Genomic DNA, 13,745 nt, shown 5'->3' on the forward strand with positions numbered 1-13,745 from the left:
GGGCCCCGCACCTGGGAAGGTGCGGGGCCCGTCGCCGACTTCAGCGAGCTGGGGCAGCTCGGCCCGGTCAGACAGCGGCCGGGTCCTCCTCGACGAGGAGGTTGCGGGTGCGGTTCGGGTCGAGCGGAATGCCGGGGCCCATCGTGGTGGTGAGCGCGGCCTTCTTGATGTAGCGACCCTTGGCGGCGGACGGCTTCAGACGGAGGATCTCCTCCAGAGCCGCGCCGTAGTTCTCCACCAGCTTGGCGTCGTCGAAGGACGCCTTGCCGATGATGAAGTGCAGGTTCGCGTGCTTGTCGACGCGGAACTCGATCTTGCCGCCCTTGATCTCGTTCACGGCCTTGGCCACGTCCGGGGTCACGGTGCCGGTCTTCGGGTTCGGCATGAGGCCACGGGGACCGAGCACGCGGCCGAGGCGGCCGACCTTGCCCATGAGGTCCGGGGTGGCGACGACGGCGTCGAACTCGTTCAGGCGGTTGCCCTTGGAGATCTCGTCGATGAGCTCGTCGGAGCCGACGATGTCGGCGCCGGCGGCCTCCGCGGCCGCAGCACGGTCACCGGTCGCGAAGACCAGGACCCGGGCGGTCTTGCCGGTGCCGTGCGGAAGGTTCACGGTGCCACGGACCATCTGGTCGGCCTTGCGCGGGTCAACGCCCAGGCGGAAGGCGACCTCGACGGTGCCGTCGAACTTCGACGCGGAGGTCTCCTTGGCGAGACGGACGGCCTCGAGCGGGGCGTAGAGCTTGTCCCGGTCGACCTTGGCGTCCGCAGCGCGGAGAGTCTTGCTGCGCTTGCTCACTACTGCTCCTGTGTGTCTGAGGAGTCGTGGTCCGGGCCGAGCAGGCCCTGCCACGGATGTACCTACGGGGGTGAGGTCAGCCCTCGACCGTGATGCCCATGGAACGGGCGGTGCCGGCGATGATCTTGGACGCGGCGTCCAGGTCATTGGCGTTGAGGTCGGGCATCTTCGTGGTGGCGATCTCGCGGACCTGCGCCTCGGTGATCTTGGCGACCTTGGTCTTGTGCGGCTCGCCGGAGCCCTTCTCGACACCAGCGGCCTTGAGGATCATCTTCGCGGCCGGCGGGGTCTTGGTGATGAAGGTGAAGGAACGGTCCTCGTAGACCGTGATCTCCACCGGGATGACCCAGCCACGCTGCGACTCGGTCGCGGCGTTGTAGGCCTTGCAGAACTCCATGATGTTCACGCCGTGCTGGCCCAGCGCGGGGCCGACCGGCGGAGCCGGGTTGGCGGCGCCGGCCTGGATCTGGAGCTTGATGAGCCCCGTGACCTTCTTCTTCTTGGGAGGCATGTGCTCTCTCTCCGGGTCTTAGTGAGAGTGTTCAGCCACCATCCTGGGGATGATCGTCCGGATCATCCGGATGGAGGCATACCGCACAACGATAACGGGTATCCATGTGCGGCCAAAAACCGAGCAGGTCAGACGGGCTTTTGAGGGCCCGTCTGACCTGTTCGGAAGCGCTGTGTCCTGAAGGACCGGTGAGGCCGGAAGGCCCTCAGTTCTTCTGGATCTGGTCGAAGCTGAGCTCGACCGGGGTCTCGCGGCCGAAGATCTCGACGAGGCCCTTGACCTTCTTCGAGTCGGCGTTGATCTCGTTGATCGTGGCCTGCAGCGTCGCGAACGGGCCGTCGGTGACGGTGACCGAGTCGCCGACCTCGAAGTCGAGGACCTCGACGGTGACCTTGCGGGCCGGAGCCGGCTTGCCCTCGGCCTCGGCGGCCTCGCGGGCGGCCTTCTCCTCGGCCTCCGGGGCGAGCATCTTGACGATCTCGTCCAGCGTCAGCGGGTACGGGTCGTAGGCGTTGCCCACGAAGCCGGTGACACCCGGGGTGTTGCGGACGACGCCCCAGGACTCGTTCGTCAGGTCCATGCGGACGAGCACGTAGCCGGGCAGCTTGTTCTGCCGGACGTTCTTGCGCTCGCCGTTCTTGATCTGGACGATCTCTTCCTCGGGGACCTCGGCCTGGTAGATGAAGTCCTCGACGTTGAGCGAGACGGCACGCTGCTCCAGGTTCGCCTTCACGCGCTTCTCGTAGCCCGCGTAGGTGTGGATCACGTACCACTCGCCCGGGAGACCGCGCAGCTCGTCGCGCAGGGCCGCGATCGGGTCGACCTGGGCCTGCTCCTCCTCGAGCGCCTCGATCTCGGCCTCGACGGCCTCGTCCTCGGCGTCGTCGACATCGGCGGCGGCCTCGTCGGCCTCCTCGACCTCGAGGGCGGCCTGCTCGGCGGGCTCGCCGGCGGCGATGTCGGCAGCCTCGGCCTGGTCCGGCTCCTCGGCGTCCGCCGCCTCGACGATCTCGAGCTCGTCCTCAGCGGACTCGACCGGTTCGATCGCCTCGTTCAGGTTCGGGTCAGACACTGTGGCTGCTTCTTCCTGGATACATGGGGGTGGAACACGCGAAAGGGGCGCCGGACACGGCGCCCTCCGCATTTCGGCTCAGCCGAAGATGTACTTGATGAGATGGCTGAACCCATAGTCAATCACGGTGACCAGACCGATCATGATGACGACGAAGACAATCACCACGGTCGTGTAGGTCGAGAGCTGACTGCGCGAAGGCCAGACGACCTTGCGGAGCTCCGCGACGATCTGGCGGTAGAAGAGGGCGAGGCGGCCGAAGGGGCCCTTCTTGCCACGCTTGCCGCCCTTGCGCGCCTTCTTCTTGGACTCCGGCGCCTCGTCCTGGGCATCAGGCATGTCGATGGAGCCCACGGCGTCCGTCACTCGTCCTCACCTGATTCCGGGTCGTGGCCGTGCCGCGCCCGGTTGAGCCGCACGGCGGTGCATTGCAGTACGTACATGCGCACACATCCTGGCGAAGGAGTGTGTAGCAGGGCCGGAGGGACTTGAACCCCCAACCGCTGGTTTTGGAGACCAGTGCTCTACCAATTGAGCTACGACCCTTTGCTTCCCCCAACGTACCGCATCCCCCCGGCTGCACGGTGTGTGCCCGGAAAGTGCGGCCGGTGAAGGCCAACGAGCAGTGAGTGTACGTGCTCCGGAGCCCTCCGTCGAACAGATAGGGATCAGAAGTGGATCTCCAGCGGACCCGCGGCGGGCCGACGACGGAACGTCCGGTCCGTGAAACCCGTGTGCCGGGCGGGTTTCCGGTCTGGAACGATGGGTCCCATGAGCGCTGCAACTCCTTCCCCGTCCGCCGGTGGCACCTCCCCCACGGAGCGCCGGGTGTCCGCCCGCATCGGCTCCATCTCCGAGTCCGCGACCCTCGCCGTCGACGCCAAGGCCAAGGCCCTCAAGGCCGCCGGCCGTCCGGTGATCGGCTTCGGCGCCGGTGAACCCGACTTCCCGACGCCGGACTACGTGGTCGAGGCCGCCGTCGAGGCGTGCAAGAACCCGAAGTTCCACCGCTACACGCCGGCCGGCGGGCTGCCCGAGCTGAAGGCCGCGATCGCCGCGAAGACGCTGCGCGACTCCGGCTACGAGGTCGACGCGTCGCAGATCCTCGTCACCAACGGCGGCAAGCAGGCCATCTACGAGGCCTTCGCCGCGATCCTCGACCCGGGCGACGAGGTCATCGTCCCCGCCCCGTACTGGACGACGTACCCGGAGTCGATCCGCCTCGCGGGCGGTGTCCCGGTGCCGGTCGTCGCCGACGAGACGACGGGCTACCGGGTCTCGGTCGAGCAGCTCGAGGCCGCGCGCACCGAGCGCACCAAGGTCGTGCTCTTCGTCTCGCCGTCGAACCCGACGGGCGCGGTGTACAGCGAGGCCGACGCCGAGGCGATCGGCCGCTGGGCCGTCGAGCACGGCCTGTGGGTCATGACGGACGAGATCTACGAGCACCTCGTCTACGGCGACGCGACGTTCACCTCGCTGCCCGCGATCCTCCCCGAGCTGCGCGACAAGTGCATCGTCGTCAACGGCGTCGCGAAGACGTACGCGATGACCGGCTGGCGCGTGGGCTGGATCGTCGGCCCGAAGGACGTCGTGAAGGCGGCGACGAACCTGCAGTCGCACGCCACGTCCAACGTCTCCAACGTCGCGCAGGCGGCCGCGCTCGCCGCCGTGTCCGGCGACCTGACGGCCGTGGAGAAGATGCGCGAGGCCTTCGACCGGCGCCGCAGGACGATCGTGCGGATGCTCAACGAGATCGACGGCGTCGTGTGCCCCGAACCGGAGGGCGCCTTCTACGCGTACCCGTCCGTGAAGGGGCTGCTCGGCAAGGAGATCCGCGGCAAGCGTCCGCAGGACTCCGTCGAGCTCGCCGCGCTCATCCTGGAGGAGGCCGAGGTCGCGGTCGTTCCGGGCGAGGCCTTCGGCACGCCGGGCTACCTGCGGCTCTCGTACGCGCTGGGTGACGAGGACCTCGTCGAGGGCGTCTCCCGCATCCAGAAGCTGCTGGCCGAGGCGCGCGCCTGACGCGCGTCCGCCGTGCCGGGCGGGCCGTCCCCTCACGGGGGCGGCCCGCTTCTTCGTTCGGGCCCGACCCCGAACGAGGAAAGGCGCTACCGGTACGACCGGTGTGTGCGGCAGGATCTTGGGATGGAGCGTCTCGCACGTGATGTACGTGAACTGCCGAAGGCCCATCTGCACCTGCACTTCACCGGGTCCATGCGGCCCACGACCCTGCTGGAGCTCGCCGACAAGTACGGCGTGCGGCTGCCCGACGCGCTGACCGGGGCGGAGCCGCCGAAGCTGCGGGCGACGGACGAGCGGGGCTGGTTCCGCTTCCAGCGGCTCTACGACGCGGCGCGCTCCTGCCTGCGGGAGCCCGACGACATCCGGCGGCTGGTGCGCGAGGCGGCCGAGGAGGACCTGGCCGACGGCTCCGGCTGGCTGGAGATCCAGGTCGACCCGACCTCGTACGCGCCGCGGCTCGGCGGGCTCATCCCGGCGCTGGAGATCATCCTCGACGCGGTCGAGACGGCCTCGCGGGACACCGGTCTGGGGATGCGCGTGCTCGTCGCGGCGAACCGGATGAAGCACCCGCTGGACGCCCGCACGCTGGCGCGGCTCGCGGTGCGCTACGCGGACCGGGGCATCGTCGGATTCGGGCTCTCCAACGACGAGCGGCGCGGGATGGCGCGGGACTTCGACCGGGCGTTCCACATCGCGCGCGAGGGCGGGCTGCTGTCGGCGCCGCACGGTGGCGAGCTGACCGGCCCGTCGTCGGTGCGGGACTGCCTCGACGATCTGGACGCCCACCGGATCGGGCACGGGGTACGGGCGGCGGAGGACCCGCGGCTGCTCAAGCGGCTCGCCGACCGCCAGGTGACCTGCGAGGTGTGCCCCGCGTCCAACGTGGCGCTGGGGGTCTACGAGAAGCCGGAGGACGTGCCGCTGCGCCCTCTGTTCGAGGCCGGGGTACCGATGGCGCTGGGCGCCGACGACCCGCTCCTGTTCGGCTCGCGGCTGGCCGCCCAGTACGAGATCGCGCGCCGCCACCACGCCTTCACGGACGCCGAGCTGGCGGAGCTGGCGCGGCAGTCGATCAGGGGTTCGGCCGCGCCGGAGGACGTCAGGCAGCGACTGCTGAGCGGCGTCGACACCTGGCTGACCTCCTGACCCCTCCCGCCGGCGCCCCGCGGGTCAGCTGCGGACCGCGATGCCGCCGAGCAGCGTGCGGGCGAGGCCGGTGGCGAAGGCGTCGAGCGGCTGGGGCGGCTTGCGGTCGGGCGACATGTCGTAGGCGAAGGCGCGCTGGACACACGCGCCCAGGAGCAGTGACGCCGCCGCGTACGTGTCGGCCCCGGCACTGACGCGCCCTGCCTCCTGCTCGGCGCGCAGATAGCGGTCGAGGCCCTGGATCGGTTTGTGCGGGCCGGTGCCGAGGCCGCGCAGGATGTCCTCGTGGCGGGCCTTGAGCTGCGGTTCCGCGTACAGGGAGGCGGCCATGGGGAACGTCTCCTCGTAGAACAGGGCCGCTTCGCGCGCGATGTCGGTGAGGTTCTCCTCCACGGTGCGCTCGGGGTTGCCGACGCCCTCGGTCAGGAGGCGGCCGAGGAGGGAGCCGAGCTTCGGGAGACGCTCCTCGAGCACCGTGACGAACAGCTCCTCCTTGTTGGCGAAGTACTTGTAGAGCGCTGCTTCGGAGCAGCCGGCCGCCTTGGCGATCGCCTTCGTGGTGGTGCGGGCGAGGCCGATGCTCAGCATGAGGGCGTGAGCGGCGTCGACTATGCGGACGCGGGCCGGCTTCTGTTCCATGCGGTCTCCCACGGGCTCGGGCTTGACGGGTGAGTGTGCGCTCACTCACCCTAGAGGACACAAGGGTGAGTGAATACTCACCCACCTGCTCGCGCTCTGGAGGATTCCCCATGCGGCTCACGGTTTTCGGCGCGACGGGCGGCGTCGGTCAGGAGATCGTCCGGCAGGCCCTGGCGGCCGGACACGAGGTGACGGCGGTGGTGCGCGACCCCGCGCGGTTCACTCTCACGGGTGATCGTCTGGAGGTGTTCCGCGCGGATCTCGAGGACCCCGAGGCGCTGCGTCCCGCGGTCGCCGGGCGGGACGCGGTGCTGTCCGGGCTCGGCGCCCGCAGCCGCGCGGACGCGGGCGTCGCGACGCGGCTCACCCACACCGTCCTGCGGGCGATGGACGCCGAGGGCGTCCGGCGGCTCGTCGTGGTCAGCGCGGGCCCGGTCGGCCCGGGCCCCGCGGACCCCCCGCTCGCCGACCGGATCACCCTGAAGATCATCAACACGGTCCTCAAGGACGTCTACGCGGACCTGACCGCCATGGAGGCGGAGCTCGCGGGCAGCGCCACCGACTGGACCGCGGTGCGCCCGCCCCGCCTCCAGGACAAGCCGCTCACCGGCACCTACCGCACGGTGATCGGCGGCTTCCCGCGCGCGGGCCGCTTCCTCGCCCGCGCGGACGTGGCCCACGCGATGCTCGCCGCGGTGGACGACCCGGCGACGGTGAAGCAGGGGGTGGGCGTGGCGTATTAGGGCGCGTCCCGGGGGCGTATCCAGTGGGGTGTGTGTCCCGGGGGCGCGTCTAGGTCTTCTCCTGGCCCGGCAGGCTCAAGGTCGCCTCGCGCAGGGCCCGGGTGGCGGCGGCCAGTTCGCCCAGGTCCGTGGCGGGGGCCGTGACCGTGCCCAGGCTGCCGCCGTCGACCCAGCGGCACAGGTCGAGCTCGCCCCCGCCCGCGAACGTGTGCGCGACGCAGGCCAGCTGGCCGCCCAGGGGCCCCGGATCGGCGTCCAGGGTGGCGGTCACCGACTCTCCCTGTCCCTCGTACCGCTCGCGCAGCGCGGACTCCAGGTCGGCGGGCACCTGCGCGCGCAGGTCGCCGACGGCGCCGGCCGCGACGAGCAGGTCGCCGGTGTCCTCGTCCCGGTAGGCGGTCGCGAACAGGTCTGCGTCGACGGGCAGCGCGACGTCCTCGAGCAGGTCCGCGGCGCCCCCGCCCACTTCGTCGGGCTCCTCCCGCATGCCGTGGAGGGTCTTCGGGGGCGCGGCCGCGTAGCGGGGGTACGCGTCCCGGTCCGCGGGCCCGCCCGCGCTCCCGCCGGCGTCCGCGCTCTGCCACGAGAGCGATCCGACGGCCGCCGCGACGGCCACCACCAGGGCGAGCGCCAGAACCGTCCGGTCGCGGCGCGTGGGCACCGCCGGACCGGGGGCGCCGGGGGCCGGGTGCGCCGTGCCCGAGGGCAGACGCTCGCGCACGCGCCTGCGGGCGGCGGCCAGCAGCGCCCCGGTGTGCCGGAACGGTACGGAGAACAGCAACGCGCCCGCGCACGCGTACCCGGGCAGTCCGAGCGCGGGCACCGCGAGGAGCCAGCCGCCCACGAGGAGCGCGAGGACCAGGGCGGCGTCGTAGGGCGCCCGCACGATGCGGCGGGCGAGGCCCGCACGGGGTCCCGCCAGCACGCGCAGGGTCTCGGCCCGCACCGCGAGCCGCTCGTCGTGCGGCCACGCGGCGGCGGCCTCGGCGGTCTGCGTGAGGGCCGTGTCCAGGTCGGCGTGGCCGGTCAGCGCCGCGCGGGCGTCCTGCCGCTGGAGGTAGGCGGCGGACGGGCCGCGACGGGCGGACGGGAGGGCCCCGTCGGCCTGTTCGGAGGCGGCGAGCCGGTGCGCCTGCGGCGAGTCGGGCGCCAGTTCGCGCAGCCGCTCCCCCGCGCGCCGGCCGCGGGCCCGGCGGCCCGGCTGCTCCATGACGTCGCCGGCCAGGCCGAACTCGGCGTGGGCGAGCAGCAGGTCGAGGTCGTCGGGGAAGGCGTCGAGGCCCGCCCGGTAGGCGCGCTCGGCCGCCTCGTCGTGGTCGTCGTCGTCCTCCGCCAGGTGCGCCCGCCCGAGGACGAGGTACAGGCCGGCGTGCGGCCCCGTCCCGTCGAGCGCCGCGGACGCCGCCTGCCGCGCGCGTCCCGGCTCTCCGGAGCGCAGCAGCTCCTCGGCGTGCTCGTGTGCGGGCAGCACGGGGTGCCCGCCGTTCTCCTGCATGTGTGGTCCCCACCCCTGAGGTACGTGCCGAGTGTCTCGACGCCGCCACTATCCGGGGCGACCGCCCGCGCGGTCAAGGAGAAAAGTGCAGCTCAGAGCTGCACGCCCACCGTCACCGGCTCGTTGACCAGCGTCACGCCGAAGGCCTCATGGACGCCGGCGACGACCTCGCGGGCGAGCGCGAGGAGGTCCTCGGTGGTGGCCTCGCCGCGGTTGGTGAGGGCGAGGGTGTGCTTGGTGGAGATCCGGGCGGGGCCCGCGCCGTAGCCCTTGGTGAAGCCCGCCTTGTCGATCAGCCAGGCCGCCGAGGTCTTGGTCAGGCCCTCGCCCGCGGGGAACGCGGGCGCCTTCGCGTCCGGGCCCAGACGCTCCTCCACGCGCCCGTGGAAGGCGGCGAACTGCGCCTCGGTGAGGATCGGGTTGGTGAAGAAGGACCCGGCCGACCAGGTGTCGTGGTCCTCGGGGTCGAGCACCATGCCCTTGCCCGCGCGCAGCTTCAGGACGGTCTCGCGCGCGGTGGCGGCCGGTACGCGGTCGCCGGCCTCGACACCGAGGGTGCGGGCGGTCTCGGGGTACTTGATCGGCGCGCTCAGGCCGCCCGCGTCCTCCAGCTCGAAGCGGACCCGCAGGACGACGTAGCGGTCGGGCTCGGCCTTGAAGCGGCTGTGCCGGTAGGAGAACGCGCAGTCCGCGTTGGGGATCACGACGGTCTCGCCCGCAACGCGGTCGTAGGCGACGACCTCGGTGATGGTCGAGGAGACCTCCTGGCCGTACGCGCCCACGTTCTGGATCGGTGTCGCGCCCGCGGAACCGGGGATACCGGCGAGGCACTCGATGCCCGCGAGTCCGGCCGCGACCGTGCGGGCCACGGCGTCGGTCCACACCTCGCCCGCCGCCAGCTCCAGGCGGGTGCCGTCGAGCGCGAAGCCCTGTGTGGCGATGCGCAGGGCCGTGCCCGCGAAGCCCCGGTCCCCGATGACGAGGTTGCTGCCGCCGCCGACGATCAGCAGCGGGGTGCCCGCGGCGTCGGCCTCGCGCACCGCGTCGATCACCTCGGCGTCGGTCGTCGCGGTGATCAGCCGGGTGGCGGGCCCGCCCAGCCGGAAGGTGGTCAGGGGGGCGAGGGGGGCGTCGTGGAGTTCCTGCACGCGCCCAAGGGTACGAGAACGGCCCCGCCGGGTGGACGGGGCCGTGCCGGTCGGGACGCCGCCCGCGCTCACCGGAAGCGCCGCAGGACGTCCTTCCAGTCGAGCGGCAGGTCGTCGGTGCTCGCCTTCCAGGTGAGGAACTCGGAGTCCTTCATCTGTCCGCGCAGGCCGGCCGCGACGGGCCGGTGCGGCTCGGAGGCGGCGAACTCCTTGAGCGCCTTGGGCGACTCCCACGCGGACAGCGTCCAGAAGGTGCGCTTGAGGGGCTGGGCCTTCAGGGTCGCGCCGTACGCGCCGGGCGCCCGGCTCACCTGGCGCCAGATCACGGGCGTACGGAGAAAGAACTTCAGGGCGCCCCACAGGGTGCGGGTCTCGAAGCGGGAGGCGAACACGGTGGCCTCCGCGCGCGTGGGCGGCGGGTTCGGGACGGTCCAGGGAAGCGTGGGCATGACGTCTCCTGTTCGCGGGGTCAGGCGTTCTGCAGGGCTCGCTCAGGCTGCTCGCCCCGCGCCTCGGGCGGGGTGCGGCGGGCCCGCGGGATGTACAGGGCGGCGATTCCGGCCAGGGCGACGACACCGGCGCCGACCCACAGGGCGGGTTCGATGCCGTCCACGAACTGCTGGGCGGATCCGTAGCCGCCCTGCGCCGCGAAGATCGAGGACATGACGGCGATGCCGAGGGCGCCGCCGACCTCGCGCAGCGCGTTGTTGGCGCCGGAGGCGATGCCCTGCTCGTGGGCCCGGACGCTGGACATGACCAGATGGGCGGCCGGCGCGAAGTACAGGCCCATTCCGACACCGCTGATGATCAGGGCGGGCAGCTGGGCCGCGTACGAGATGTCGGTGGTGACCACGGCGGCGAACCAGCCGAGCCCGAGCGCCTGGAGCAGGAGTCCGGCGGCGACGACCGGGCGGCCCCCGATCCGGTCGGCGAGGATCCCTGCGACCGGCGCGACGATCATGGGCATGCCGGTCCAGGGCAGCATCCGCAGGCCCGCCTGGGTGGGCGAGTAGCCGAGGACGCCCTGCATGAACTGGCTGAGCAGGAAGATCGAGCCGAACATGCCGAGGAACATCAGCAGGCTCGCGAGGTTGATGCCGGTGAAGGCGCGGGAGCGGAAGAGGCGCATGGGGAGCATGGGGTTCTGGGCGCTCATGCCGTGCCGGACGAATCCGGCGAGCAGTGCGGCGCCGGCGAACAGGCCGGTCAGCACGAGGCTGTCGGTCCATCCGACGACGGGGGCGCGCACGAGCCCGTAGACGATGCCGAAGAGGCCGCCGCTGGCGAGCACGGTGCCGACGAGGTCGAGCCGCGCGCCGGAGCCGTACGACTCCTGGAGGCGCAGCCGGGCGAGCGGCAGCAGGGCGAGGCCCAGCGGGACGTTCAGCCAGAAGATCCAGTGCCAGGAGATGTGCTCGGTGAGGCTGCCGCCGATGAGCGGTCCCGAGGCGACGGCCAGCCCGTTGACGGCGCCCCAGATCCCGTACGCCATACCGCGCTTGGCGGCGGGCACGGCGGCCGTCAGGAGGGTCAGCGTGAGCGGCATCATGATCGCGGCGCCGACGCCCTGGACCGCGCGGGCGGCGATCAGGGAGCCGATGCCGGGGGCCATGGCCGCGGCGGCGGAGGCGCCGGTGAAGACGGTGAGGCCGACGAGGAAGAGCCGGCGCCGGCCGAACCGGTCACCGAGCGCGGCCCCGGTCATGAGCAGGACGGCGAAGGTGAGCGTGTAGGCGCTGACCGCCCATTCGAGGTCGTCCAGGGCGCCGCCGAGGTCCTCGCGCAGGGACGGCAGGGCGGTGGTGACGACGAGGTTGTCGAGGGCCGCCATGAATCCGGCGACGCTGGTCAGGACGAGGGCCCAGACGGTGCCCCCGCGGCGCGGCGGCGCGCCCGGTGTGGTGAGTGTTCCCTGTGACATGCTTCCCCCTTGCACTTTCAGGTTAGTTATTGATGACTAACTTTTACGCTCATGCGTCATCCACGCGACCTCCGGAGAGCAGGTCCGGGCGGACCCCCGCGCGCTACGCGGGCCCGTCCGGGGCCGGAGCCGGGGCCGGCGTGAAGCCCGCCCAGACCCGGTGGTCGGGCGGGAAGCCCATCGAGACCAGGACGTTGATCAGCATTCCGTAGGCGAGGAACTCGGTCGTCTCACCGACGTCCGCACCCAGCGCCAGGTGGGCGGTGTCGTACATCTCCATCCAGCCGGCCCGCAGCGCGTCCCCGAGCTCCCGGTCCCCCGAGGCCTCGGTCGCGGCCACCGCGACGTACATCTGCATCTGCATGAGCAGGACGTCCGGGTCGTCGGCGATCAGCGCCCGGTACGCGTCCCCCATGGCCAGGTGGGCCGATTCGGCCTCGAGACCCTCGGAGGCGGCACGGAACACCTCGATCGTCCGCTCGCAGCAACGACGGGCGGCCGCGAGGAAGATCGCCTGCTTGCCGGGGAAGAGACGGAAGAGGTACGGCTGCGAGACACCCACGCGCTTCGCGATCGACTCGGTGGACGTCCCGTGGTAACCGCCGCGGGCGAACTCACTCATCGCCGCCCGCACGACGCTCTCACGCCGCTCCTCCGCACTCATCCTTGCCATGCCGATAAAGTTAGTGGCTAATCACTATCTTCGTCAAGGGACGCAGGAGGCGAGCCCGCGCGAGCGAGCCGTACGGAGGCGGAGACCCAGGGGTACGCGTAAGGGGTGCTCCCCATGGGAGAGCACCCCTTACTCCCGCGGAACCCCCCGCGGAACCGTCGCAGAACCCCCGCGGACGGCACACCGGTCAGCCGAGCTGGACCACCGCGCGCGACATCCCGAGGACCTTCTGGCCCGCGCTGGTGGCGAGCAGGTCGACCCGCACGCGGTTGTCGTCGAGCTTGGCGGCGACCTTGGCGCTGACCTCGATCGCGGCACCCTTGTCGTCGTTCGGCACGACGACGGGCTTGGTGAAGCGGACGCCGTACTCGACGACGGCGGCCGGGTCGCCGGTCCAGTCGGTGACCACACGGATCGCCTCGGCCATGGTGAACATGCCGTGCGCGATCACGTCCGGAAGTCCGACCTCGACCGCGAACTTCTCGTTCCAGTGGATCGGGTTGAAGTCGCCGGAGGCGCCCGCGTACTGGACGAGCGTGGCGCGCGTCACGGGGAACGTCTGCGCGGGCAGTTCGGTGCCGACCTCGACGTCGGCGTACTTGACGGTCGTCGCCATGGCGATCAGGCCTCCTCTGCGGCGCGCGAGACGAGCTTGGTCCAGGCGGTCACCACGTGGGCGCCGGCCTCGTCGTGGACCTCACCGCGGACGTCGATGATGTCGTTGCCCGCGAGGGACTTGATGCCCTCGATGGTGGAGGTGACGGTCAGCCGGTCCCCCGCGCGCACCGGACGGCTGTAGGCGAACTTCTGGTCGCCGTGCACGACGCGGCTGTAGTCCAGGCCCAGCTCCGGGTCGTGGACGACCTCACCGGCCGCCTTGAACGTGATGGCGAACACAAAGGTCGGCGGCGCGATCACGTCGTCGTGACCGAGCGCGACCGCGGCCGCGCGGTCGACGTACGCGGGATTGGTGTCCCCCACCGCCTCCGCGAACTCGCGGATCTTCTCCCGGCCGACCTCGTACGGAGCGGTGGGCGGGTAGGTCCGCCCCACGAAGGACTGGTCGAGCGCCATGGATCGGCACCTCCTGGATAGAACGACACGAGGCCGCCCCCTCGGGAGGGGACGGCCTCGTGTACGAGCCTGATTTATCGCGTTTCGCGGTGCGCGGTGTGCGCATTGCAACGCGGGCAGTGCTTCTTCATCTCAAGACGGTCCGGGTTGTTACGCCGGTTCTTCTTGGTGATGTAGTTCCGCTCCTTGCACTCCACGCAGGCCAGCGTGATCTTCGGGCGGACGTCGGTGGCAGCCACGTGAGTGCTCCTTGACGAACGGGATAGATGGTTTAACGCATAGAAGAGTAGCCGATCGAAGGACCGACCCCACAATCGGCTACTGTCAGTAGCGGTGACCGGACTTGAACCGGTGACACAGCGATTATGAGCCGCTTGCTCTACCGACTGAGCTACACCGCTTTGATACTCGAACCGCTAGCGGATCTTGTACCAGAGCCCCAATGCGGAATCGAACCGCAGACCTTCTCCTTACCATGGAGACGCTCTACCGACTGAGCTAT

General features: G+C 71.1%; 16 protein-coding genes and 2 tRNA genes. 3 read left to right on the plus strand and 15 right to left on the minus strand.

The features are described 5' to 3' along the window. Positions 1-67: 67 nt before the first annotated feature. From rplA to GTW43_RS03330, 5 genes are all read right to left on the minus strand, one after another. Positions 68-799, minus strand: a complete 732-nt coding sequence (gene rplA / locus GTW43_RS03310) for a 50S ribosomal protein L1 (RefSeq protein ID WP_161300088.1) — start codon at positions 797-799, stop codon at positions 68-70. Positions 800-875: 76 nt separating this feature from the next. Further along, a complete protein-coding gene (rplK, locus tag GTW43_RS03315; RefSeq protein ID WP_016645192.1) occupies positions 876-1,310 on the minus strand; it encodes a 50S ribosomal protein L11 in 435 nt (144 codons plus the stop codon). 205 nt (positions 1,311-1,515) lie between these two features. Next, positions 1,516-2,382 carry a transcription termination/antitermination protein NusG gene (gene nusG / locus GTW43_RS03320; protein ID WP_161300090.1) on the minus strand — a complete coding sequence of 289 codons (867 nt, stop codon included), beginning with the start codon at positions 2,380-2,382 and terminating at the stop codon, positions 1,516-1,518. A 78-nt stretch (positions 2,383-2,460) separates the two neighbouring features. Further along, entirely contained in the window at positions 2,461-2,748 is a 288-nt protein-coding gene (gene secE / locus GTW43_RS03325; RefSeq protein WP_161300092.1) for a preprotein translocase subunit SecE, read from the minus strand. Positions 2,749-2,855: 107 nt separating this feature from the next. Continuing rightward, a tRNA-Trp gene (locus GTW43_RS03330) sits at positions 2,856-2,928 on the minus strand. A gap of 225 nt (positions 2,929-3,153) precedes the next feature. Between GTW43_RS03330 and GTW43_RS03335 the strand changes: the two genes are divergently transcribed. Next, complete coding sequence (locus tag GTW43_RS03335; protein WP_161300094.1) at positions 3,154-4,404, plus strand: pyridoxal phosphate-dependent aminotransferase; 1,251 nt, start codon at positions 3,154-3,156, stop codon at positions 4,402-4,404. A gap of 123 nt (positions 4,405-4,527) precedes the next feature. Next, entirely contained in the window at positions 4,528-5,550 is a 1,023-nt protein-coding gene (locus tag GTW43_RS03340; protein ID WP_161300096.1) for an adenosine deaminase, read from the plus strand. A gap of 24 nt (positions 5,551-5,574) precedes the next feature. On the opposite strand, the gene GTW43_RS03345 is transcribed toward GTW43_RS03340, so the two are convergent. Further along, a complete protein-coding gene (locus tag GTW43_RS03345; RefSeq protein ID WP_161300098.1) occupies positions 5,575-6,189 on the minus strand; it encodes a TetR/AcrR family transcriptional regulator in 615 nt (204 codons plus the stop codon). Positions 6,190-6,299: 110 nt separating this feature from the next. On the opposite strand from GTW43_RS03345, the gene GTW43_RS03350 reads away from it, so the two are divergent. Further along, positions 6,300-6,932 carry an NAD(P)H-binding protein gene (locus GTW43_RS03350; RefSeq protein WP_161300100.1) on the plus strand — a complete coding sequence of 211 codons (633 nt, stop codon included), beginning with the start codon at positions 6,300-6,302 and terminating at the stop codon, positions 6,930-6,932. A gap of 49 nt (positions 6,933-6,981) precedes the next feature. Here GTW43_RS03350 and GTW43_RS03355 read toward each other — a convergent pair whose 3' ends face one another. The 9 genes from GTW43_RS03355 to GTW43_RS03395 all read right to left on the minus strand — a co-directional run bounded on the left by GTW43_RS03355 (position 6,982) and on the right by GTW43_RS03395 (position 13,644). Next, positions 6,982-8,427, minus strand: a complete 1,446-nt coding sequence (locus GTW43_RS03355) for a hypothetical protein (protein WP_161300102.1) — start codon at positions 8,425-8,427, stop codon at positions 6,982-6,984. 92 nt (positions 8,428-8,519) lie between these two features. Next, positions 8,520-9,647, minus strand: a complete 1,128-nt coding sequence (locus GTW43_RS03360; RefSeq protein ID WP_343245881.1) for a UDP-N-acetylmuramate dehydrogenase — start codon at positions 9,645-9,647, stop codon at positions 8,520-8,522. Beyond that, a complete protein-coding gene (locus GTW43_RS03365; RefSeq protein ID WP_161300105.1) occupies positions 9,644-10,024 on the minus strand; it encodes a DUF3291 domain-containing protein in 381 nt (126 codons plus the stop codon). The genes GTW43_RS03360 and GTW43_RS03365 overlap by 4 nt, the downstream gene beginning before the upstream one ends. A gap of 20 nt (positions 10,025-10,044) precedes the next feature. After that, positions 10,045-11,496 (minus strand): DHA2 family efflux MFS transporter permease subunit, encoded by a 1,452-nt coding sequence (locus GTW43_RS03370; protein ID WP_161300107.1) that lies wholly within the window; start codon positions 11,494-11,496, stop codon positions 10,045-10,047. Positions 11,497-11,599: 103 nt separating this feature from the next. After that, positions 11,600-12,169 carry a TetR/AcrR family transcriptional regulator gene (locus GTW43_RS03375; RefSeq protein ID WP_202500984.1) on the minus strand — a complete coding sequence of 190 codons (570 nt, stop codon included), beginning with the start codon at positions 12,167-12,169 and terminating at the stop codon, positions 11,600-11,602. A gap of 187 nt (positions 12,170-12,356) precedes the next feature. Further along, a complete protein-coding gene (locus GTW43_RS03380) occupies positions 12,357-12,785 on the minus strand; it encodes a MaoC family dehydratase (RefSeq protein ID WP_161300110.1) in 429 nt (142 codons plus the stop codon). Positions 12,786-12,790: 5 nt separating this feature from the next. Continuing rightward, the gene (locus tag GTW43_RS03385) at positions 12,791-13,243 is read right to left on the minus strand and encodes a MaoC family dehydratase N-terminal domain-containing protein (protein ID WP_161300111.1); all 453 of its coding nucleotides are present in this window, start codon (positions 13,241-13,243) and stop codon (positions 12,791-12,793) included. Between the two features lie 74 nt (positions 13,244-13,317). Next, positions 13,318-13,482: a 50S ribosomal protein L33 gene (gene rpmG / locus GTW43_RS03390; RefSeq protein WP_003948671.1), complete on the minus strand. Its 165-nt coding sequence runs from the start codon at positions 13,480-13,482 to the stop codon at positions 13,318-13,320. An 89-nt stretch (positions 13,483-13,571) separates the two neighbouring features. After that, a tRNA-Met gene (locus GTW43_RS03395) sits at positions 13,572-13,644 on the minus strand. Positions 13,645-13,745: the final 101 nt, after the last annotated feature.

Origin of the sequence: Streptomyces sp. SID5785 (assembly GCF_009870065.1) — a bacterium.
Lineage (GTDB): Bacteria > Actinomycetota > Actinomycetes > Streptomycetales > Streptomycetaceae > Streptomyces.

Excerpts from the sequence above, each read along its gene's own strand:
- rplK (WP_016645192.1), bottom strand. The coding sequence starts at position 1,310 with ATGCCTCCCAAGAAGAAGAAGGTCACGGGGCTCATCAAGCTCCAGATC.
- GTW43_RS03335 (WP_161300094.1), top strand. The coding sequence starts at position 3,154 with ATGAGCGCTGCAACTCCTTCCCCGTCCGCCGGTGGCACCTCCCCCACG.
- GTW43_RS03340 (WP_161300096.1), top strand. The coding sequence starts at position 4,528 with ATGGAGCGTCTCGCACGTGATGTACGTGAACTGCCGAAGGCCCATCTG.
- GTW43_RS03345 (WP_161300098.1), bottom strand. The coding sequence starts at position 6,189 with ATGGAACAGAAGCCGGCCCGCGTCCGCATAGTCGACGCCGCTCACGCC.
- GTW43_RS03350 (WP_161300100.1), top strand. The coding sequence starts at position 6,300 with ATGCGGCTCACGGTTTTCGGCGCGACGGGCGGCGTCGGTCAGGAGATC.
- GTW43_RS03355 (WP_161300102.1), bottom strand. The coding sequence starts at position 8,427 with ATGCAGGAGAACGGCGGGCACCCCGTGCTGCCCGCACACGAGCACGCC.
- GTW43_RS03365 (WP_161300105.1), bottom strand. The coding sequence starts at position 10,024 with ATGCCCACGCTTCCCTGGACCGTCCCGAACCCGCCGCCCACGCGCGCG.
- GTW43_RS03370 (WP_161300107.1), bottom strand. The coding sequence starts at position 11,496 with ATGTCACAGGGAACACTCACCACACCGGGCGCGCCGCCGCGCCGCGGG.
- GTW43_RS03375 (WP_202500984.1), bottom strand. The coding sequence starts at position 12,169 with ATGGCAAGGATGAGTGCGGAGGAGCGGCGTGAGAGCGTCGTGCGGGCG.
- GTW43_RS03380 (WP_161300110.1), bottom strand. The coding sequence starts at position 12,785 with ATGGCGACGACCGTCAAGTACGCCGACGTCGAGGTCGGCACCGAACTG.
- GTW43_RS03385 (WP_161300111.1), bottom strand. The coding sequence starts at position 13,243 with ATGGCGCTCGACCAGTCCTTCGTGGGGCGGACCTACCCGCCCACCGCT.